The sequence below is a fragment of the Pseudomonas sp. CFBP 8771 genome (genome assembly GCF_014841695.1).
Lineage (GTDB): Bacteria > Pseudomonadota > Gammaproteobacteria > Pseudomonadales > Pseudomonadaceae > Aquipseudomonas > Aquipseudomonas baltica.
On record NZ_JACYUJ010000005.1, the window covers coordinates 19,751 to 37,820 of the forward strand.

The following is an 18,070-nucleotide window of genomic DNA, read 5'->3' on the forward strand; positions in this document are numbered from 1 at the left end:
AGCGAAAATGCAATTAAATGTAAATGACGCTCAGGCGATCGAAGTTTCCGAACTGACCTTCGGCGGCGAGTTCAACGAGACGCTGGTGCACCAGGCAGTCGTGGCCTACATGGCTGGCGGTCGTCAGGGCAGTAAGCAGCAAAAGACCCGTTCCGACGTTCGTGGTGGCGGTAAGCGCCCTTGGCGTCAGAAGGGTACCGGCCGTGCTCGTGCCGGTACTATCCGTAGCCCTATCTGGCGTGGCGGTGGTACCACTTTCGCAGCTCGTCCTCAGGATCACACCCAGAAGCTGAACAAGAAGATGTATCGCGCAGCACTGCGCTCCATCCTTGCTGAGCTGGTGCGTACCGACCGTCTGGTCGTGGTTCAGGACTTCGCTGTCGAAGCACCGAAAACCAAAGACCTGCTGGGCAAGCTGAATGGCATGGGCCTTACCGACGTTCTGATCGTATCGGACTCCGTCGACGAGAACCTGTACCTGGCTGCTCGCAACCTGCCGCACGTCGATGTACGTGACGTCCAAGGTTCCGACCCAGTTAGTCTGATCGCATACGACAAGGTGTTGATCACCGTGTCGGCCGTGAAGAAATTCGAGGAGCTGCTGGGATGAACCAGGAACGCGTATTTAAAGTTCTGCTTGGCCCGCACGTTTCCGAGAAGGCTACGGTTCTGGCAGACAAGAAAGGTCAGTTCGTTTTCAAGGTTGCTACCGACGCAACCAAGCTGGAAATCAAGAAGGCCGTCGAAAGCCTGTTCAGCGTGAAAGTAGAGCGTGTTACTACCCTGAACGTACTGGGTAAAAGCAAGCGCACTGCTCGCGGTCTGGGCAAGCGTAATGACTGGAAGAAGGCAGTTATCTCCCTTCAGCCAGGCCAAGATCTCGATTTCAGCAGCAGTGCTGAGTAAGGAAGGGGTGCATCATGGCAATCGTTAAATGCAAACCGACTTCCCCTGGCCGCCGTTTCGTGGTCAAGGTGGTCAACCAGGAGCTGCATAAAGGCGCTCCTCACGCACCGCTGCTCGAGAAAAAATCGAAGACTGGTGGTCGTAACAACAATGGCCGCATTACCACCCGTCACATCGGTGGTGGTCACAAGCAGCATTACCGCATGATCGACTTCCGTCGCAACGACAAGGATGGCATCACTGCCACCGTCGAGCGCATTGAATACGATCCTAACCGTACTGCTCACATTGCTCTGGTTCTGTACGCAGACGGCGAGCGTCGCTACATCCTCGCACCGAAAGGCGTGAGCGCTGGCGACCAGCTGATTGCAGGTGCTCTGGCACCGATCAAGCCAGGCAACTCGCTGCAGCTGCGCAACATCCCGGTCGGTAGCACCATCCACGGCATCGAATTGAAGCCTGGCAAAGGTGCTCAGATCGCTCGCTCCGCTGGTGCTTCGGCTCAGCTGATCGCTCGTGAAGGTGTCTACGTGACCCTGCGCCTGCGTTCGGGCGAAATGCGCAAAGTGCTGTCCGAGTGCCGCGCAACGCTGGGCGAAGTCTCGAACTCCGAGCACAGCCTGCGTTCGCTGGGTAAAGCCGGTGCCAAACGCTGGCGTGGCGTTCGCCCAACCGTTCGTGGTGTTGCCATGAACCCGGTTGACCACCCACATGGTGGTGGTGAAGGTCGTACCTCCGGTGGTCGTCATCCGGTATCGCCATGGGGCTTCCCGACTAAGGGCGCGAAGACTCGTGGTAATAAGCGTACCGACAAAATGATCGTCCGTCGTCGCAAGTAAATAGAGGGATACGACAGTGCCACGTTCTCTGAAAAAAGGTCCTTTTATTGATCTTCACCTACTGAAGAAGATCGAAGTGGCGGCGGAAAAGAACGATCGCAAACCAGTTAAGACCTGGTCGCGTCGTTCGATGATCCTGCCACAAATGGTCGGTCTGACCATCGCAGTACACAACGGTCGCCAACACGTCCCCGTTCTCGTGAACGAAGACATGGTCGGCCACAAACTGGGCGAGTTCGCCGGTACCCGCACATATCGTGGGCACGTGGCTGACAAGAAAGCCAAGCGTTAAGGGGTAAGGAAATGGAAGTAGCCGCTAAGTTGTCGGGCGCTCGAATCTCCGCCCAGAAAGCCCGCTTGGTCGCCGACCAGATCCGCGGGAAGAAGGTGGGCGAAGCGCTCAACCTGCTGGCTTTTAGCAGTAAAAAAGCCGCGGAAATCATGAAGAAAGTGCTGGAGTCGGCCGTAGCCAACGCCGAGCACAACGAAGGCGCAGACGTTGATGACCTGAAGGTCAGCACCGTTTTCGTCAACGAAGGGCGTTCGCTGAAGCGCATCATGCCTCGTGCCAAAGGCCGGGCTGATCGCATCGTCAAGCGGTCTTGCCATATCACTGTCAAGGTTGCTGACAAGTAACGGAGTCGATCAGATGGGTCAGAAAGTACATCCCATTGGCATTCGCCTGGGAATCGTCAAGGAGCACACCTCCGTCTGGTACGCAGACGGTCGGACTTATGCGGACTACTTGTTCGCAGATCTGAAGGTGCGTGAGTATCTCCAAGACAAACTAAAAAGCGCGTCCGTAAGCCGTATCGATATCCATCGTCCGGCCCAAACTGCACGTATCACCATCCACACCGCTCGTCCTGGTATCGTTATCGGGAAGAAAGGTGAAGATGTTGAGAAACTGCGCCAGGACCTGACCAAGCAAATGGGTGTGCCTGTGCACATCAATATCGAAGAGATCCGCAAGCCGGAGCTCGACGGTATGCTGGTTGCGCAGAGCGTAGCTCAGCAGCTGGAGCGTCGTGTGATGTTCCGTCGCGCCATGAAGCGCGCCGTACAGAACGCCATGCGCATTGGTGCCAAAGGCATCAAGATCCAAGTGAGCGGTCGTCTCGGCGGTGCTGAAATCGCACGTACTGAATGGTATCGCGAAGGTCGTGTGCCCTTGCACACCCTGCGTGCCGACATCGACTATGCCAACTACGAAGCTCACACCACTTACGGTGTGATCGGTGTGAAGGTTTGGATTTTCAAAGGCGAAGTAATTGGTGGTCGCCAAGAAGAACTGAAACCACAAGCACCTGCGCCTCGTAAAAAAGCTGCTAAGTAAGGGGTACGCCAAATGTTGCAACCTAAGCGTACGAAGTTCCGCAAGCAGATGACTGGCCACAACCGTGGTCTGGCTCAGCGCGGTAGCAAAGTCAGCTTCGGCGAGTATGCGCTGAAGTCTGTAGCTCGTGGTCGTCTCACCGCTCGTCAGATCGAGTCAGCGCGTCGTGCCCTGACCCGTCACGTTAAACGTGGCGGCAAGATCTGGATCCGTGTATTCCCGGACAAGCCTATCTCCAAAAAGCCCCTCGAAGTTCGTATGGGTAAAGGTAAGGGTAACGTGGAATATTGGGTTGCCCAGATTCAGCCAGGCAAAGTCCTGTATGAAATCGAGGGTGTTTCCGAAGAGCTGGCGCGTGAGGCTTTCGCCTTGGCGGCTGCAAAGCTGCCTCTCGCCACCTCCTTTGTTAAGCGGACGGTGATGTGATGAAAGCGAATGAACTTCGTGAAAAATCAGCACAGCAACTGAACGAGCAACTGCTCGGCTTGCTGCGCGACCAGTTCAATCTGCGCATGCAGAAAGCAACTGGCCAGTTGGGGCAGTCTCACCTGCTCTCGCAAGTGAAGCGCGACATCGCTCGCGTGAAAACTGTGCTCAACCAGCAGGCAGGTAAGTGATCATGGCTGAAGCCGAAAAAACCGTCCGTACGCTGACTGGCCGTGTGGTCAGCGACAAGATGGACAAAACCATCACCGTATTGATCGAGCGTCGCGTAAAGCACCCGATCTACGGTAAATACGTTAAGCGTTCGACTAAGCTGCACGCTCACGACGAAACCAATCAGTGCAAGATCGGCGACAAGGTCACTATTCGTGAAACCCGTCCGCTGGCCAAGACCAAGTCCTGGGCACTGGTTGACGTTCTCGAACGCGCTGTTGAAGTCTAAGGGCTAGGGGTCGGAGAAATTCTATGATTCAGACTCAATCCATGCTCGATGTGGCCGATAACAGCGGCGCTCGTCGCGTCATGTGCATCAAGGTACTGGGCGGCTCGCACCGCCGGTACGCTGGCATCGGCGACATCATCAAGGTGACCGTGAAGGAAGCAATTCCTCGTGGCAAGGTGAAGAAAGGTCAAGTGATGACTGCTGTTGTAGTCCGCACTCGTCACGGCGTTCGTCGTGCTGACGGCTCCATCATCCGCTTCGATGGCAACGCTGCTGTTCTGTTGAACAACAAGCAAGAGCCAATCGGCACCCGTATCTTTGGGCCAGTGACCCGTGAGCTTCGTTCCGAGAAGTTCATGAAGATCGTCTCGCTCGCCCCAGAAGTGCTGTAAGGAGATCCGACATGCAAAAGATTCGTCGTGACGACGAGATCATCGTGATCGCCGGCAAAGACAAAGGCAAGCGCGGTAAGGTGCTCAAGGTTCTCGCTGACGACCGTCTGGTCGTTGGTGGGGTCAACCTGGTGAAGCGTCATACCAAGCCTAACCCGATGTCGGGCGTACAAGGCGGTATCGTCGAGAAAGAAGCGCCTCTGCACGCTTCCAACGTCGCCATCTTCAATGGCGAAACCAACAAGGCTGACCGCGTTGGTTTCAAAGTAGAAGAAGGCAAAAAAATTCGTGTCTTCAAGTCGACCCAAAAAGCGGTTGATGCTTGAACACTGCTAGGTAGAAGACCATGGCACGACTGAAAGAGATTTACCGGAAGGAAATCGCTCCCAAGCTTAAGGAAGAACTCAAGCTTGCGAACGTGATGGAAGTTCCGCGCGTTACCAAGATCACCCTGAACATGGGTCTGGGCGAAGCGATCGGCGACAAGAAAGTCATCGAGCACGCTGTAGCCGACATCGAGAAGATCTGCGGCCAGAAAGCCGTTGTGACCTTCGCACGCAAATCCATCGCGGGCTTCAAAGTCCGTGAGGGTTGGCCGATCGGTGTCAAGGTGACCTTGCGTCGCGACAAGATGTACGAATTCCTGGACCGCCTGCTGGCGATCTCCCTGCCTCGGGTACGCGACTTCCGCGGCCTGAATGCCAAGTCCTTCGACGGTCGTGGCAACTACAGCATGGGCGTGAAAGAGCAGATCATTTTCCCGGAAATCGATTACGACAAGATCGATGCTCTGCGCGGTCTGGACATTACCCTGACCACCACTGCTCGTTCGGATGAAGAAGGTCGCGCCTTGCTGCGTGCCTTCAACTTCCCGTTCCGCAACTGATTGGAGTAGGAAAATGGCCAAGAAGAGCATGAAGAACCGTGAGCTGAAGCGTCAGCTGACGGTAGCTAAATACGCCAAGAAGCGTGCTGAGCTCAAAGCAATCATTGTCAATCTGAACGCAAGTGAAGAAGAGCGCTGGAATGCTTCCGTAGCCCTGCAGAAGCAGCCACGTGATGCGAGCGCTGCTCGCATGCGTAACCGCTGCCGCCTGACTGGTCGTCCACATGGCGTGTACCGCAAGTTCGGCCTCGGCCGTAACATGCTGCGCCAGGCCGCCATGCGCGGTGACGTACCAGGTCTGGTCAAGGCCAGCTGGTAAGTCGGACCGACGAGATGCCTGCGCTCGATTGAGCAATCAACCGACCGCCGGTGTCACGGCGACTGAATCAAGCCCCTCATGGGGCTTGATTCATTTCTGCCGTACGTCTAGAATTGCCGGCTCGCCTGAGCCCGGGTTTTTGGACCGGATCAAACGCTCGGCGACGTTGTAGCCGCAAGGCTAATTATTTTTGTATCAGGAGCGTCTAGCCCATGAGTATGCAGGACCCGTTAGCGGACATGCTAACTCGAATCCGTAATGCCCAGATGGCTGAAAAGCCCGTCGTAAGCATGCCATCTTCCACGTTGAAGGTAGCTGTGGCCAAAGTTCTGAAGGACGAAGGTTACATCGCGGGTTTTCAGGTAAGCAGCGAAGCAAAACCGTCGCTTTCCATCGAGCTGAAATACTTCGAAGGCCGTCCGGTCATCGAGGAAGTCAAGCGCGTAAGTCGTCCAGGCCTGCGTCAGTACAAATCCGTTGATGACCTGCCAAAAGTTCGTGGCGGTCTCGGCGTATCCATCGTCTCCACCAATAAAGGTGTGATGACGGATCGTGCTGCGCGCGCTGCCGGTGTCGGCGGCGAAGTACTCTGCACAGTGTTCTAAGGGGGGATAAGCATGTCTCGCGTCGCTAAGAACCCCGTTAAGCTGCCAGCTGGTGTCGAAGTAAAATTCGCCGGCCAACAGCTTTCGGTGAAGGGTGCCAAGGGCACTCTGGAACTGAACGTTCACTCGTCGGTTGAAGTCGTTGAAGAGGCTGGCGAACTGCGTTTCGCTGCCAAGAACGGCGATCAGCAGACCCGTGCAATGGCCGGTACCACTCGCGCTTTGGTCAACAACATGGTCCAGGGCGTAAGCCAAGGCTTCGAGCGCAAGCTCCAGCTGGTCGGTGTTGGCTATAAAGCACAAGCAAAAGGCACAGTGCTGAACCTGTCGCTGGGCTTCTCTCATCCGGTGGATTACGAGTTGCCGCAAGGCATCACCGCTGAGACTCCTAGCCAGACCGATATCCTGATCAAGGGCATCGACAAGCAGCTGGTGGGTCAAGTGGCCGCTGAAATCCGCGATTTCCGTCCGCCAGAGCCTTACAAAGGCAAAGGTGTACGTTACGCAGACGAAGTCGTCCGCCGTAAAGAAGCCAAGAAGAAGTAGGGCATAGCAAATGACCGACAAAAAAGTTACTCGACTGCGTCGCGCTCGCAAGGCACGCCTGAAAATGCACGAACTCGAAGTCGTGCGTCTCTGCGTGTTCCGCTCTTCGCAGCACATCTATGCCCAGGTCATCTCGGCCGACGGCAGCAAGGTCTTGGCAAGTGCCTCGACTTTGGACAAAGAATTGCGTGATGGTGCCACTGGCAACATTGACGCGGCCACTAAGGTTGGCCAGCTGGTCGCTTCGCGTGCTAAGGCCGCTGGCGTCTCGCAGGTGGCTTTCGACCGCTCTGGCTTCAAGTACCACGGTCGCGTCAAAGCGCTGGCCGATGGCGCTCGTGAAGCTGGGCTGGAGTTCTAAGTTATGTCAAATAACGACCAAAAGCGCGACGAAGGCTACATCGAGAAGCTGGTTCAAGTTAACCGCGTTGCCAAGACCGTCAAAGGCGGCCGTATCTTCACCTTCACCGCGTTGACCGTGGTAGGTGATGGCAAAGGCCGTGTTGGCTTCGGCCGTGGCAAGTCTCGTGAAGTGCCTGCTGCCATCCAGAAAGCTATGGAAGCAGCTCGTCGCAACATGATTCAAGTGGACCTGAACGGGACCACCTTGCAGTACGCCATGAAGTCCGCTCACGGCGCTTCGAAGGTGTACATGCAGCCTGCTTCGGAAGGTACCGGTATCATCGCTGGCGGCGCAATGCGTGCCGTTCTCGAAGTGGCTGGTGTCCAGAACGTTCTGGCCAAATGCTACGGCTCGACCAACCCCGTCAACGTGGTTCACGCTACGTTCAAGGGTCTGAAAGCCATGCAGTCCCCGTCGTCCATCGCCGCCAAGCGCGGTCTGAACGTTGAGGAGATCATCTGATCATGGCTACTGTAAAAGTTACGCTGATCAAAAGCATGACCGGCCGTATCCCTAACCACAAATTGTGCGTTAAGGGTCTGGGTCTGCGTCGCATCGGTCACACTGTAGAAGTCCAGGATACTCCCGAGAATCGCGGGATGATCAACAAGGCCTACTACATGCTTCGCGTAGAGGGTTAATCGATGAAACTCAATGATCTGAGTCCAGCTCCCGGTTCGCGTCGCGAAAAGCATCGCCCGGGTCGTGGTATCGGTAGTGGTTTGGGCAAGACCGGTGGCCGTGGCCACAAAGGTCAGACCTCCCGCTCCGGTGGCACCATCGCTCCAGGCTTCGAAGGCGGTCAACAGCCGCTGCACCGTCGCTTGCCGAAGTTCGGTTTCGTTTCCCTGAAAGCCATGGACCGCGCAGAAGTGCGTCTGTCCGAGCTGGCCCGAGTGGAAGGCGACATCGTCTCCGTGCAATCCCTGAAGGATGCCAACGTGATCAACCAGAACGTACAGCGTGTGAAAATCATGCTGTCGGGCGAAGTGACTCGCGCTGTGACCATCAAGGGAATCGCCGCCACCAAAGGTGCGCGTGCGGCTATCGAAGCAGCTGGCGGCAAGTTCGAGGAATAAATGGCTAAGCAAGGTGCTCTCTCAGCGCTAGGCAAGGGCGGTATGTCTGAACTCTGGGCTCGTCTGCGTTTTCTGTTCCTGGCGATCATCGTCTACAGAATTGGCGCACACATCCCGGTTCCAGGTATCAACCCGGACCGACTCGCAGACCTGTTTCGACAGAATGAGGGGACCATTCTTAGCTTGTTCAACATGTTTTCCGGTGGCGCGCTGGAACGGATGAGCATCTTTGCACTGGGGATCATGCCGTACATTTCGGCATCGATCATCATGCAGCTGATGACCGCCGTGAGCCCGCAACTGGAGCAGTTGAAGAAGGAAGGGGAAGCTGGCCGTCGCAAGATCAGCCAGTACACCCGCTATGGCACCGTCATCCTGGCCTTGGTGCAGGCGATCGGCATGTCGATCGGCTTGGCCAATCAGGGTGTGGCGTTCACTGCAAGCTTCAGCTTCTACTTCGTGGCGGTCTCCACTTTCGTGGCGGGCGCGATGTTCATGATGTGGCTGGGTGAGCAGATCACTGAGCGTGGTGTGGGTAACGGTATCTCGATGTTGATCTTCGCGGGTATCGTTGCTGGTCTTCCGAGAGCGATCGGGCAGTCTTTCGAGTCTGCGCGTCAGGGCGATATCAACATCTTCGCGCTGGTTGCGATCGGTCTGCTGGCGGTAGCGATTATCGGTTTCGTGGTGTTCATCGAGCGTGGTCAGCGGCGAATAGCCGTTCACTATGCCAAGCGTCAGCAAGGCCGCAAGGTTTTCGCTGCGCAGACGAGCCACTTGCCGCTGAAAGTGAACATGGCCGGTGTGATTCCTGCCATTTTCGCGAGCAGCATCTTGCTGTTCCCGGCTTCGCTGGGCTCCTGGTTCGGTCAGTCCGAAGGTATGGGCTGGTTGCAGGACGTCTCGCAGTCGATCGCTCCTGGTCAGCCGTTGAACATTCTGCTGTTTAGTGCAGGGATCATTTTCTTCTGCTTCTTCTATACGGCGTTGATGTTCAATCCGAAAGACGTGGCGGAAAACCTGAAGAAGTCCGGTGCCTTTATTCCGGGTATTCGTCCAGGCGAGCAGTCGGCGCGCTACATTGATGGCGTTCTGACCCGTTTGACCATGTTCGGTGCCCTGTACATGATGTGCGTCTGCTTGCTTCCACAGTTCCTGGTGGTGGCTGCAAACGTTCCGTTCTACCTTGGCGGGACCTCGTTGCTGATTGTGGTAGTGGTTGTGATGGACTTTATGTCCCAAGTACAATCGCACCTCGTTTCGCACCAGTACGAATCCCTGATGAAGAAAGCCAACCTGAAAGGCTACGGTGGCAGCGGTCTGCTGCGCTGACAGTCCCTTAAGGTTCGAGGAGTTGGCAATGAAAGTTCGTGCATCGGTGAAAAAGCTGTGCCGTAACTGCAAAATCATTCGTCGCGAAGGCGTCGTTCGAGTCATTTGCAGCGCAGAGCCGCGTCACAAACAGCGCCAAGGCTGACTGTGATGTGCTACAAGCCCGGCAGCTAGTGCGCTGCCGGGTTGATTATTTGTTATTACAGCGATATTATCTCGCGCCCTATTTCTTGGCTTCCGGGGCGTAGGTAGCTGTCAATTGGAGTCCCACTGAATGGCCCGTATTGCAGGCGTTAACATTCCAGATAACAAGCACACTGTTATCTCGCTGACCTACATCTATGGTGTTGGTCGCACTACTGCACAGAAAATCTGTGCAGACACTGGGGTCAACCCAGCCGCACGGATCAAGGATCTGAGCGACGAGCAGATTGAACAGCTGCGTGGCGAAGTGGCGAAGTTCACCACCGAAGGTGATCTGCGCCGCGAAATCAACATGAAAATCAAGCGCTTGATGGATCTGGGCTGCTATCGCGGTCTTCGTCATCGTCGTGGTCTGCCAGTACGCGGTCAGCGTACCAAGACCAACGCGCGTACCCGTAAAGGTCCGCGTAAGCCGATCCGCAAGTAATCGCACCAGCGAATCGACAGGAATCTAGTCATGGCAAAACCTGCTGCTCGTCCTCGTAAGAAAGTCAAAAAGACAGTGGTTGATGGCATCGCCCACATCCACGCGTCTTTCAACAACACCATCGTGACCATTACCGATCGTCAAGGTAACGCCCTGTCCTGGGCCACCTCCGGCGGTTCGGGTTTCCGCGGTTCACGCAAGTCCACCCCGTTCGCTGCCCAGGTGGCTGCAGAGCGTGCTGGTCAAGCTGCGCTGGAATATGGCCTGAAGAACCTCGACGTCAACGTCAAGGGTCCAGGTCCAGGTCGTGAGTCCGCTGTCCGTGCATTGAACGGCTGTGGCTATAAGATCGCCAGCATCACCGACGTGACGCCAATCCCGCATAACGGGTGCCGTCCGCCGAAGAAGCGCCGCGTGTAATTCAGGAGACGATAGATAATGGCTCGTTACATTGGTCCAAAATGCAAACTGGCTCGTCGTGAAGGCACTGACCTGTTCCTGAAAAGCGGCGTTCGCGCCCTGGAATCGAAGTGCAATATCGAAGCAGCCCCAGGTATCCACGGTCAGCGCCGTGGCCGCCAGTCCGACTACGGCACCCAGCTGCGTGAAAAGCAGAAAGTCCGTCGTATCTATGGCGTTCTCGAGCGTCAGTTCAGCGGTTACTACAAGGAAGCTGCCGGCAAGAAAGGCGCAACCGGCGAGAACCTGCTGCAACTGCTCGAATGCCGTCTGGACAACGTCGTATACCGTATGGGCTTCGGCTCGACTCGTGCCGAATCCCGTCAGTTGGTATCGCACAAGTCGGTCAGCGTAAACGGCAAGACCGTTAACGTTCCGTCCTACCAGGTTCGTGCTGGTGACGTGGTCGCGATTCGCGAGAAAGCTAAAAACCAGCTTCGCATTGTCCAAGCTCTCGATCTGTGTGCCCAACGTGGCCGCGTAGAATGGGTAGAAGTAGACACTGAGAAGAAGTCGGGCGTTTTCAAGAACGTTCCTGCTCGCAGTGATCTGTCCGCCGACATCAACGAAAGCCTGATTGTCGAGCTCTACTCCAAGTAAGGGCTAGAAAATAGGTGCATCCATGCAGATTTCGGTAAATGAGTTCCTGACGCCCCGCCATATTGATGTGCAGGTCGTCAGTCCAACCCGCGCCAAAATCACCCTCGAGCCTCTCGAGCGTGGTTTCGGCCATACCCTGGGCAACGCGCTGCGACGCATCCTGTTGTCCTCAATGCCCGGCTGCGCAGTAGTCGAGGCCGAGATTGACGGTGTACTCCATGAGTACAGCGCCATCGAAGGTGTACAGGAAGACGTCATTGAAATCCTGTTGAACCTGAAAGGCCTGGCTATCAAGCTGCACGGTCGTGACGAAGTTACGCTGACCTTGTCGAAAAAGGGTTCGGGGGTGGTTACCGCTGCCGATATTCAGCTGGATCATGATGTCGAGATCGTTAATCCCGATCACGTAATCGCTAACCTGGCGTCTAACGGCGCCCTGAACATGAAGCTCGTCGTAGCTCGTGGTCGTGGTTATGAACCGGCCGACTCGCGTCAAAGCGATGAAGACGAAAGCCGCAGCATTGGTCGCTTGCAGCTCGACTCTTCGTTCAGCCCGGTACGCCGTATCGCATACGTGGTGGAAAACGCCCGTGTCGAGCAGCGCACTAACCTGGACAAGCTGGTTATTGATCTGGAAACCAACGGTACCCTGGATCCTGAAGAGGCCATCCGTCGCGCTGCAACCATTCTGCAACAGCAGTTGGCTGCGTTCGTCGATCTCAAAGGTGACAGTGAGCCTGTGGTAATCGAGCAGGAAGACGAGATCGATCCGATCCTGCTTCGCCCGGTTGACGATCTGGAACTGACTGTACGTTCGGCTAACTGCCTTAAGGCGGAAAACATTTACTACATCGGCGACCTGATTCAGCGTACCGAAGTAGAACTGTTGAAGACTCCGAACCTGGGCAAGAAATCCTTGACCGAAATCAAGGACGTTCTGGCCTCCCGCGGTCTGTCCCTCGGCATGCGCCTCGACAACTGGCCGCCTGCAAGTCTTAAGAAGGACGACAAGGCGACTGCCTGATCGTCGTAATCACCGAACGTTGTGTTTGGTAAGGAATGAACCATGCGTCATCGTAAAAGTGGACGTCACCTGAGCCGTACCAGCTCGCACCGCAAGGCCATGTTTCAGAACATGGCGGTGTCGCTGTTCGAGCACGAGCTGATCAAGACTACCCTGCCAAAAGCCAAGGAACTGCGCCGCGTTGCCGAGCCGCTGATCACCCTGGCCAAGGTAGACAGCGTTGCAAACCGCCGTCTTGCTTTCGACCGTACTCGTTCGAAAGAAATGGTTGGTAAGCTGTTCAACGATCTGGGCAAGCGCTATGCCACCCGTCAGGGCGGTTACCTGCGTATCCTCAAGTGCGGCTTCCGTACTGGCGATAACGCACCTATGGCGTACGTCGAGCTGGTTGATCGTCCTGTTGGTGGCTCGGTTGAAGCTGCTGAATAAGACGAACAGTCTGTTCTTGAAAAACCGGGCTTAGGTCCGGTTTTTTTATGCCTGCTGATTAGGCAAAATCTATCAGGCAAAGAAGATTTGCCCATTAGTCGAATGAGGGTGTTTTTTGGATACTTGCTTCAAGCCGCTGAAGTCGGCGCCTACACAGCAAGCCTTACCAAGGAACATCGTCCATGAGCCAGAGCAAGATCCTCACCACCGCTAGCGGCGCGCCGGTCGCCGACAATCAGAATTCCCGTTCTGCGGGGCCGCGTGGTCCCTTGCTGCTGGACGATTTCCATCTGATCGAGAAGCTTGCGCATTTCAACCGCGAGAATATTCCCGAGCGTCGTGTTCATGCAAAGGGCTCAGGCGCATACGGCACCTTTACGGTAACCCGTGACATCTCGGAATACTCCAGTGCCAAGCTGTTCAGTACCGTAGGCAAGCAGACCGAAACCTTCCTGCGATTTTCCACTGTGGGTGGCGAGCGCGGCTCAGCCGATACCGAGCGCGATCCGCGAGGTTTCGCCCTCAAGTTCTACACTGAGGAAGGCAACTGGGACATCGTTGGCAACAACACGCCTGTGTTCTTCATTCGCGACCCGATGAAGTTTCCCGATTTCATCCACACCCAGAAGCGTTTGCCTCAAAGCAACCTCAAGAGCGCGCAGATGATGTGGGACTTCTGGTCCCATTCGCCCGAAGCGTTGCACCAGGTGACCATTCTGTTCTCGGACCGCGGCATTCCGGACGGCTATCGTCACATGCACGGCTTCGGTAGCCACACCTATAGCTTGATCAATGCCAAGGGTGAGCGTCACTGGGTCAAGTGGCACTACAAGACGGCTCAGGGCATCAAGAACCTTGCTCCAGCCGACGCGGCGCGTATCGCCGGCACCGACCCGGATTACGCACAGCGCGATCTGTTCGATGCAATCGAGCGTGGGGATTTCCCCAAGTGGCGTGTATGCATGCAGATCATGAGTGAGGATCAGGCGAACCGTCACCACGAAAACCCGTTCGACGTGACCAAGACTTGGTCGCAGAAGGAGTTTCCGTTGATCGAAGTAGGTATGTTGGAGCTGAATCGTAATCCGCTGAACTATTTTGCCGAAGTAGAGCAAGCGACGTTTGGCCCGAGCAACATGGTGCCCGGCGTAGGGCTGTCGCCCGACCGCATGCTGCAAGGCCGTGTGTTCGCCTATGCCGATGCACACCGCTATCGCGTCGGGACCAATCATCAGCAGTTGCCGGTGAACGCACCCCGCAGCCCGGTTCACTCGTACCAGCGCGACGGTTCGATGGCCTTTGGCAGCAATGGCGGTGCTGCTCCTAACTACGAGCCCAACAGCTACACCGATGCACCCAAGCAGGCGCCTCAGTATCGCGAGCCGGCCTTGGCCTTGCACGGTGATGCTGATCGCTTCGATCATCGCGTGGACGCCGATTACTACAGCCAGGCCGGCGCTCTTTTTCGTTTGATGAATGCCGAGCAGCAGACTCTGCTCATCGACAACATTGCTGGCGCGATGATGGGTGTCAGCGCGGATGTGGTGGAGCGCCAGTTGCAGCACTTCTACCGTGCGGACGAAGCCTACGGTAGTGGGATCGCCAAGGCATTGGGCATGCAACTGGGCTGAACCTAAGTGATAAGAAGAACCGCCCTCATCTGGGCGGTTTTTCGCTTTATTTCGTCACATTTTCTCTGCTTTTTAGCGTATTTCTGCACCGCGGGCCGTGACGTATCCGCGACCTTGGTTCAAACTATGCCTTTCTGCTAGGAGATATACGGCGATGCAAGGCCACCCGGACGTAATCGATTACCTCAATACTTTGCTCACAGGCGAGCTGGCTGCCCGTGATCAGTATTTCATCCACTCGCGGATGTACGAGGACTGGGGCTTCGCCAAGCTCTTCGAGCGCATCAATCATGAGATGGAAGAAGAAGCAGGTCATGCCGACGCCTTGATGCGTCGCATCCTGATGCTCGAAGGCACGCCGCGCATGCGTCCGGACGACCTTGAAGTCGGTACGGATGTCCCGAGCATGATCGCTGCCGATCTGCGTCTGGAATACAAGGTGCGTGCGGCCTTGTGCAAGGGTATCGAGTTGTGCGAACGACACAGCGACTTCGTGACTCGCGACATACTGCGGGTGCAGCTAGCGGATACCGAGGAAGATCATACGTACTGGCTGGAGAAGCAGCAGGGTTTGATCAAGTCCATTGGCTTGGAGAATTACCTGCAGTCGCAGTTCTGATCTCATCGTAGCAGTGGTTCAAGGCCAGGCAGGATGCACGGTGATTCTGCAGGGTTATGGTGCTGGCCGATGACGCGGCTTGCGCCGCTGCTACAGGGGCGCGGGTGATTCACGGTTGCTGCTGTGAATGTTGACGCGGCTTGCGCCGCTGCTACAGGGTTGGTGTTGTGTTTGGACTGAAAAAAGCCCCGCTTGTGCGGGGCTTTTTGGTTTCAGGCTTTGTCGCGTTCGAGCAACGGTTTGAGGTAGTGACCGGTGTAGGACTGCTTCATGTCCGCAACCTGCTCCGGTGTGCCGACGGCGATGATCTGGCCGCCTTTGGAGCCGCCCTCCGGGCCCAGGTCGACCAGCCAGTCTGCAGTCTTGATGACATCGAGGTTGTGCTCGATCACCACCACGGTGTTGCCGTGGTCGCGCAGGCGATGCAGCACGTCGAGCAGCTGCTGGATATCGGCGAAGTGCAGGCCAGTGGTGGGTTCGTCGAGGATGTAGAGGGTCTTGCCGGTGTCGCGCTTGGACAGCTCGCGGGACAGTTTGACCCGCTGTGCTTCACCGCCGGACAAGGTGGTCGCCGACTGCCCCAGCTTGATGTAGGACAGGCCGACATCCATGAGGGTCTGCAGCTTGCGCGCCAGTGCCGGTACCGCATCGAAGAACTCGCGCGCCTCCTCGATGGTCATCTCGAGGGTCTCGTGGATGTTCTTGCCCTTGTACTTGATCTCCAGGGTTTCGCGGTTGTAGCGCTTGCTCTTGCAGACATCGCAGGGCACATAGATGTCGGGCAGGAAGTGCATCTCAACCTTGATCAGGCCGTCACCCTGGCAGGCCTCGCAGCGACCGCCCTTGACGTTAAACGAGAAGCGGCCCGGGCCATAACCGCGTGAGCGCGATTCCGGCACCCCAGCGAACAGTTCGCGGATCGGTGTGAACAATCCGGTGTAGGTGGCAGGGTTCGAGCGCGGCGTGCGTCCGATCGGGCTCTGGTCGATGTCGACCACTTTGTCCAGGTGCTGCAAGCCATTGATGCTGTCATGCGCCGAGGCTTCCAGCGTGGTTGCACCATTGAGAGCGGTGGCGCTGAGCGGGAACAGGGTGTTGTTGATCAGGGTCGACTTGCCCGAGCCGGAAACGCCGGTGACGCAGGTCAGCAAGCCGATCGGGATCTCCAGATCGACATTGCGCAGATTGTTGCCGCGGGCGCCCTTGAGCGTCAGGGCCAGCTTTTTGTTGCGCGGCGTACGCTTGGCTGGCACGGCGATCTTCACGCGGCCGGACAGGTACTTGCCGGTCAGCGAGTCGGGATGGTCCATGACCTCCTGCGCGGTCCCCTGGGCGACGATATGGCCGCCATGCACGCCGGCGCCGGGGCCGATGTCCACCACGTAGTCGGCGAGGCGAATGGCATCTTCGTCATGCTCGACGACGATCACGGTATTGCCGATGTCGCGCAAGTGCTTGAGGGTTCCCAGCAACCGATCGTTGTCCCGCTGATGCAGGCCGATGGAGGGCTCGTCGAGAATGTACATCACGCCGACCAGGCCCGCACCGATCTGGCTGGCCAGACGGATGCGCTGGGCTTCGCCGCCGGACAGCGTGTCGGCACTGCGGTCCAGGGTCAGGTAGTCCAGGCCGACGTTGACCAGAAACTGCAGGCGCTCGCGGATTTCCTTGAGGATCTTGTCGGCAATTTCGCCCTTGCGTCCGGTCAGGGCGAGCGTGCCGAAGTACTCGGTGGCGTCGCCGATCGGCAGGCCGGTAACGGCAGGCAGGGTTTTCTCGCCTACCCATACATGCCGAGCCTCGCGGCGCAGACGCGTGCCGCGGCAGTCCGGGCAGGGCTGGGTGCTAAGGAACTTGGCGAGTTCTTCACGGACGCTGGCCGACTCGGTTTCGCGGTAGCGGCGTTCGAGGTTGGGCACGATGCCTTCGAAAGGGTGCGAACGTTTGACGATATCGCCCCGGTCATTCAGGTAGCGGAAGTCGACGTTGTGCGTGCCGCTGCCGGTCAGGATGACTTTCTGCTGGTCGGCCGGCAGCTCGTTGAACGGCACGTCCAGGCTGAACTGATAATGGCTGGCGAGCGAACCGAGCATCTGGAAATAGTAGACGTTGCGCCGGTCCCAGCCGCGGATCGCGCCCTCGGCCAGGGTCAATTCGCCATTCACCAAGCGCTTGTTGTCGAAAAACTGCTTCACGCCCAGGCCATCGCAGGTCGGGCAGGCGCCGGCCGGGTTGTTGAAGGAGAACAGCTTGGGTTCCAGTTCGCTGATTGCGTGGCCGCAGATCGGGCAGGCAAAGCGTGCGGAGAAGATGATCTCTTCGAACGGTTCGTCGTCCATCGACGCCACCAGGGCGATGCCATCGGCCAGCTTCAACGCCGTCTCGAACGATTCGGCCAGACGCTGTTGCAGGTCGGCACGGACCTTGAAGCGGTCCACCACCACTTCGATGGTGTGCTTCTTCTGCTTGTCGAGCTTGGGCAGCTCGTCCATTTCGTAGAGCTTGCCGTTGATGCGCGCACGGACGAAACCCTGCGCGCGCAGCTCTTCGAAAATGGCCAGGTGCTCGCCTTTGCGTTCGCGGATGACCGGGGCCAGCAGCATGAGGCGGGCGCCTTCGGGCTGCGCCAGGACGAGGTCGACCATCTGGCTGACGGTCTGGGCCTCCAGCGGAATGTCGTGATCCGGGCAGCGCGGCGTGCCCACGCGGGCGTACAGCAGACGCAGGTAGTCGTAGATCTCGGTAATGGTGCCGACGGTGGAGCGCGGGTTGTGCGATGTCGACTTCTGCTCGATGGAAATGGCCGGCGACAGACCTTCGATGGTGTCGACGTCGGGCTTTTCCATCATCGACAGGAATTGCCGGGCATAGGCCGACAGCGATTCGACGTAGCGGCGTTGGCCTTCGGCGTAGAGGGTGTCGAAAGCCAGGGAGGATTTGCCTGAACCCGACAGCCCGGTGATCACGATCAGTTTGTCACGGGGCAGGGTCAGGTCGATGTTTTTCAAATTGTGGGTTCGAGCCCCACGTACCAGAATCTTGTCCAAGGCGGCCTCGCGCGGCGGGCGTAAACAGGTGAGTATACGGGGCTTGTCAATGGCACGGCACGGTGAGTGCGCGCAAAGATGAAGAAGGCGCGTCATAGCGT

General features: G+C 57.1%; 29 protein-coding genes. 28 read left to right on the forward strand and 1 reads right to left on the reverse strand.

Features of this window, described 5'->3' with window-relative positions:
* Window positions 1–7 precede the first annotated feature (7 nt).
* The 28 genes from rplD to bfr all read left to right on the forward strand — a co-directional run bounded on the left by rplD (window position 8) and on the right by bfr (window position 14,922).
* Window positions 8–610, forward strand: a complete 603-nt coding sequence (gene rplD, locus IFT80_RS12275; protein WP_043192522.1) for a 50S ribosomal protein L4 — start codon at window positions 8–10, stop codon at window positions 608–610.
* The gene (rplW, locus tag IFT80_RS12280; protein ID WP_002555488.1) at window positions 607–906 is read left to right on the forward strand and encodes a 50S ribosomal protein L23; all 300 of its coding nucleotides are present in this window, start codon (window positions 607–609) and stop codon (window positions 904–906) included. Before rplD ends, rplW begins: the two co-directional genes overlap by 4 nt.
* Window positions 907–920: 14 nt before the next feature.
* A complete protein-coding gene (gene rplB / locus IFT80_RS12285; protein ID WP_122475653.1) occupies window positions 921–1,745 on the forward strand; it encodes a 50S ribosomal protein L2 in 825 nt (274 codons plus the stop codon).
* A gap of 16 nt (window positions 1,746–1,761) precedes the next feature.
* Complete coding sequence (gene rpsS / locus IFT80_RS12290) at window positions 1,762–2,037, forward strand: 30S ribosomal protein S19 (protein WP_002555486.1); 276 nt, start codon at window positions 1,762–1,764, stop codon at window positions 2,035–2,037.
* Window positions 2,038–2,048: 11 nt separating this feature from the next.
* The gene (gene rplV / locus IFT80_RS12295) at window positions 2,049–2,381 is read left to right on the forward strand and encodes a 50S ribosomal protein L22 (RefSeq protein ID WP_003103908.1); all 333 of its coding nucleotides are present in this window, start codon (window positions 2,049–2,051) and stop codon (window positions 2,379–2,381) included.
* 13 nt (window positions 2,382–2,394) lie between these two features.
* Window positions 2,395–3,081 carry a 30S ribosomal protein S3 gene (rpsC, locus tag IFT80_RS12300; protein WP_003176422.1) on the forward strand — a complete coding sequence of 229 codons (687 nt, stop codon included), beginning with the start codon at window positions 2,395–2,397 and terminating at the stop codon, window positions 3,079–3,081.
* A gap of 12 nt (window positions 3,082–3,093) precedes the next feature.
* A complete protein-coding gene (gene rplP, locus IFT80_RS12305) occupies window positions 3,094–3,507 on the forward strand; it encodes a 50S ribosomal protein L16 (RefSeq protein ID WP_122475651.1) in 414 nt (137 codons plus the stop codon).
* Window positions 3,507–3,698, forward strand: a complete 192-nt coding sequence (gene rpmC, locus IFT80_RS12310; protein ID WP_002555481.1) for a 50S ribosomal protein L29 — start codon at window positions 3,507–3,509, stop codon at window positions 3,696–3,698. The genes rplP and rpmC overlap by 1 nt, the downstream gene beginning before the upstream one ends.
* A 2-nt stretch (window positions 3,699–3,700) precedes the next feature.
* Complete coding sequence (rpsQ, locus tag IFT80_RS12315) at window positions 3,701–3,967, forward strand: 30S ribosomal protein S17 (RefSeq protein WP_043192528.1); 267 nt, start codon at window positions 3,701–3,703, stop codon at window positions 3,965–3,967.
* A 23-nt stretch (window positions 3,968–3,990) separates the two neighbouring features.
* Window positions 3,991–4,359 (forward strand): 50S ribosomal protein L14, encoded by a 369-nt coding sequence (rplN, locus tag IFT80_RS12320; RefSeq protein ID WP_003243907.1) that lies wholly within the window; start codon window positions 3,991–3,993, stop codon window positions 4,357–4,359.
* Between the two features lie 11 nt (window positions 4,360–4,370).
* A complete protein-coding gene (gene rplX / locus IFT80_RS12325) occupies window positions 4,371–4,685 on the forward strand; it encodes a 50S ribosomal protein L24 (protein WP_049860773.1) in 315 nt (104 codons plus the stop codon).
* A 20-nt stretch (window positions 4,686–4,705) separates the two neighbouring features.
* Window positions 4,706–5,245, forward strand: coding sequence for a 50S ribosomal protein L5 (gene rplE, locus IFT80_RS12330; RefSeq protein WP_122475649.1), 540 nt, complete (start codon window positions 4,706–4,708; stop codon window positions 5,243–5,245).
* Window positions 5,246–5,258: 13 nt separating this feature from the next.
* Window positions 5,259–5,564, forward strand: coding sequence for a 30S ribosomal protein S14 (gene rpsN, locus IFT80_RS12335; protein ID WP_122475647.1), 306 nt, complete (start codon window positions 5,259–5,261; stop codon window positions 5,562–5,564).
* Window positions 5,565–5,776: 212 nt separating this feature from the next.
* Window positions 5,777–6,169, forward strand: a complete 393-nt coding sequence (gene rpsH, locus IFT80_RS12340; protein ID WP_122475645.1) for a 30S ribosomal protein S8 — start codon at window positions 5,777–5,779, stop codon at window positions 6,167–6,169.
* Between the two features lie 12 nt (window positions 6,170–6,181).
* Window positions 6,182–6,715 (forward strand): 50S ribosomal protein L6, encoded by a 534-nt coding sequence (rplF, locus tag IFT80_RS12345; protein WP_122475643.1) that lies wholly within the window; start codon window positions 6,182–6,184, stop codon window positions 6,713–6,715.
* 10 nt (window positions 6,716–6,725) lie between these two features.
* Window positions 6,726–7,076, forward strand: a complete 351-nt coding sequence (gene rplR, locus IFT80_RS12350; protein WP_043192536.1) for a 50S ribosomal protein L18 — start codon at window positions 6,726–6,728, stop codon at window positions 7,074–7,076.
* 3 nt (window positions 7,077–7,079) lie between these two features.
* Window positions 7,080–7,580 (forward strand): 30S ribosomal protein S5, encoded by a 501-nt coding sequence (gene rpsE, locus IFT80_RS12355; RefSeq protein WP_043192537.1) that lies wholly within the window; start codon window positions 7,080–7,082, stop codon window positions 7,578–7,580.
* A gap of 2 nt (window positions 7,581–7,582) precedes the next feature.
* Window positions 7,583–7,759 (forward strand): 50S ribosomal protein L30, encoded by a 177-nt coding sequence (gene rpmD, locus IFT80_RS12360; RefSeq protein WP_003176408.1) that lies wholly within the window; start codon window positions 7,583–7,585, stop codon window positions 7,757–7,759.
* Between the two features lie 3 nt (window positions 7,760–7,762).
* Window positions 7,763–8,197, forward strand: coding sequence for a 50S ribosomal protein L15 (gene rplO, locus IFT80_RS12365; protein WP_122475641.1), 435 nt, complete (start codon window positions 7,763–7,765; stop codon window positions 8,195–8,197).
* The gene (gene secY / locus IFT80_RS12370; RefSeq protein WP_043192540.1) at window positions 8,198–9,529 is read left to right on the forward strand and encodes a preprotein translocase subunit SecY; all 1,332 of its coding nucleotides are present in this window, start codon (window positions 8,198–8,200) and stop codon (window positions 9,527–9,529) included.
* Window positions 9,530–9,557: 28 nt separating this feature from the next.
* Window positions 9,558–9,674 (forward strand): 50S ribosomal protein L36, encoded by a 117-nt coding sequence (gene rpmJ / locus IFT80_RS12375; protein ID WP_002555468.1) that lies wholly within the window; start codon window positions 9,558–9,560, stop codon window positions 9,672–9,674.
* Between the two features lie 129 nt (window positions 9,675–9,803).
* Complete coding sequence (gene rpsM, locus IFT80_RS12380) at window positions 9,804–10,160, forward strand: 30S ribosomal protein S13 (protein ID WP_043192541.1); 357 nt, start codon at window positions 9,804–9,806, stop codon at window positions 10,158–10,160.
* A 30-nt stretch (window positions 10,161–10,190) separates the two neighbouring features.
* Entirely contained in the window at window positions 10,191–10,580 is a 390-nt protein-coding gene (gene rpsK, locus IFT80_RS12385) for a 30S ribosomal protein S11 (RefSeq protein ID WP_002555466.1), read from the forward strand.
* Between the two features lie 18 nt (window positions 10,581–10,598).
* On the forward strand, window positions 10,599–11,219 hold the full coding sequence (gene rpsD / locus IFT80_RS12390; protein WP_043192542.1) for a 30S ribosomal protein S4: 621 nt from the start codon (window positions 10,599–10,601) through the stop codon (window positions 11,217–11,219).
* Between the two features lie 22 nt (window positions 11,220–11,241).
* Window positions 11,242–12,243: a DNA-directed RNA polymerase subunit alpha gene (locus IFT80_RS12395; RefSeq protein ID WP_007924176.1), complete on the forward strand. Its 1,002-nt coding sequence runs from the start codon at window positions 11,242–11,244 to the stop codon at window positions 12,241–12,243.
* A gap of 42 nt (window positions 12,244–12,285) precedes the next feature.
* The gene (rplQ, locus tag IFT80_RS12400; protein ID WP_122475639.1) at window positions 12,286–12,672 is read left to right on the forward strand and encodes a 50S ribosomal protein L17; all 387 of its coding nucleotides are present in this window, start codon (window positions 12,286–12,288) and stop codon (window positions 12,670–12,672) included.
* Window positions 12,673–12,854: 182 nt separating this feature from the next.
* Window positions 12,855–14,303 (forward strand): catalase, encoded by a 1,449-nt coding sequence (locus IFT80_RS12405; RefSeq protein WP_192137644.1) that lies wholly within the window; start codon window positions 12,855–12,857, stop codon window positions 14,301–14,303.
* 154 nt (window positions 14,304–14,457) lie between these two features.
* Window positions 14,458–14,922 (forward strand): bacterioferritin, encoded by a 465-nt coding sequence (gene bfr / locus IFT80_RS12410; protein ID WP_122475635.1) that lies wholly within the window; start codon window positions 14,458–14,460, stop codon window positions 14,920–14,922.
* Between the two features lie 212 nt (window positions 14,923–15,134).
* On the opposite strand, the gene uvrA is transcribed toward bfr, so the two are convergent.
* Window positions 15,135–17,969, reverse strand: a complete 2,835-nt coding sequence (gene uvrA / locus IFT80_RS12415) for an excinuclease ABC subunit UvrA (RefSeq protein ID WP_122475633.1) — start codon at window positions 17,967–17,969, stop codon at window positions 15,135–15,137.
* Window positions 17,970–18,070 lie beyond the last annotated feature (101 nt).

Excerpts from the sequence above, each read along its gene's own strand:
- rplD (WP_043192522.1), top strand. The coding sequence starts at position 8 with ATGCAATTAAATGTAAATGACGCTCAGGCGATCGAAGTTTCCGAACTG.
- rplW (WP_002555488.1), top strand. The coding sequence starts at position 607 with ATGAACCAGGAACGCGTATTTAAAGTTCTGCTTGGCCCGCACGTTTCC.
- rplB (WP_122475653.1), top strand. The coding sequence starts at position 921 with ATGGCAATCGTTAAATGCAAACCGACTTCCCCTGGCCGCCGTTTCGTG.
- rplV (WP_003103908.1), top strand. The coding sequence starts at position 2,049 with ATGGAAGTAGCCGCTAAGTTGTCGGGCGCTCGAATCTCCGCCCAGAAA.
- rpsC (WP_003176422.1), top strand. The coding sequence starts at position 2,395 with ATGGGTCAGAAAGTACATCCCATTGGCATTCGCCTGGGAATCGTCAAG.
- rplP (WP_122475651.1), top strand. The coding sequence starts at position 3,094 with ATGTTGCAACCTAAGCGTACGAAGTTCCGCAAGCAGATGACTGGCCAC.
- rpmC (WP_002555481.1), top strand. The coding sequence starts at position 3,507 with ATGAAAGCGAATGAACTTCGTGAAAAATCAGCACAGCAACTGAACGAG.
- rpsQ (WP_043192528.1), top strand. The coding sequence starts at position 3,701 with ATGGCTGAAGCCGAAAAAACCGTCCGTACGCTGACTGGCCGTGTGGTC.
- rplN (WP_003243907.1), top strand. The coding sequence starts at position 3,991 with ATGATTCAGACTCAATCCATGCTCGATGTGGCCGATAACAGCGGCGCT.
- rplX (WP_049860773.1), top strand. The coding sequence starts at position 4,371 with ATGCAAAAGATTCGTCGTGACGACGAGATCATCGTGATCGCCGGCAAA.
- rplE (WP_122475649.1), top strand. The coding sequence starts at position 4,706 with ATGGCACGACTGAAAGAGATTTACCGGAAGGAAATCGCTCCCAAGCTT.
- rpsN (WP_122475647.1), top strand. The coding sequence starts at position 5,259 with ATGGCCAAGAAGAGCATGAAGAACCGTGAGCTGAAGCGTCAGCTGACG.
- rpsH (WP_122475645.1), top strand. The coding sequence starts at position 5,777 with ATGAGTATGCAGGACCCGTTAGCGGACATGCTAACTCGAATCCGTAAT.
- rplF (WP_122475643.1), top strand. The coding sequence starts at position 6,182 with ATGTCTCGCGTCGCTAAGAACCCCGTTAAGCTGCCAGCTGGTGTCGAA.
- rplR (WP_043192536.1), top strand. The coding sequence starts at position 6,726 with ATGACCGACAAAAAAGTTACTCGACTGCGTCGCGCTCGCAAGGCACGC.
- rpsE (WP_043192537.1), top strand. The coding sequence starts at position 7,080 with ATGTCAAATAACGACCAAAAGCGCGACGAAGGCTACATCGAGAAGCTG.
- rpmD (WP_003176408.1), top strand. The coding sequence starts at position 7,583 with ATGGCTACTGTAAAAGTTACGCTGATCAAAAGCATGACCGGCCGTATC.
- rplO (WP_122475641.1), top strand. The coding sequence starts at position 7,763 with ATGAAACTCAATGATCTGAGTCCAGCTCCCGGTTCGCGTCGCGAAAAG.
- secY (WP_043192540.1), top strand. The coding sequence starts at position 8,198 with ATGGCTAAGCAAGGTGCTCTCTCAGCGCTAGGCAAGGGCGGTATGTCT.
- rpmJ (WP_002555468.1), top strand. The coding sequence starts at position 9,558 with ATGAAAGTTCGTGCATCGGTGAAAAAGCTGTGCCGTAACTGCAAAATC.
- rpsM (WP_043192541.1), top strand. The coding sequence starts at position 9,804 with ATGGCCCGTATTGCAGGCGTTAACATTCCAGATAACAAGCACACTGTT.
- rpsK (WP_002555466.1), top strand. The coding sequence starts at position 10,191 with ATGGCAAAACCTGCTGCTCGTCCTCGTAAGAAAGTCAAAAAGACAGTG.
- rpsD (WP_043192542.1), top strand. The coding sequence starts at position 10,599 with ATGGCTCGTTACATTGGTCCAAAATGCAAACTGGCTCGTCGTGAAGGC.
- IFT80_RS12395 (WP_007924176.1), top strand. The coding sequence starts at position 11,242 with ATGCAGATTTCGGTAAATGAGTTCCTGACGCCCCGCCATATTGATGTG.
- rplQ (WP_122475639.1), top strand. The coding sequence starts at position 12,286 with ATGCGTCATCGTAAAAGTGGACGTCACCTGAGCCGTACCAGCTCGCAC.
- IFT80_RS12405 (WP_192137644.1), top strand. The coding sequence starts at position 12,855 with ATGAGCCAGAGCAAGATCCTCACCACCGCTAGCGGCGCGCCGGTCGCC.
- bfr (WP_122475635.1), top strand. The coding sequence starts at position 14,458 with ATGCAAGGCCACCCGGACGTAATCGATTACCTCAATACTTTGCTCACA.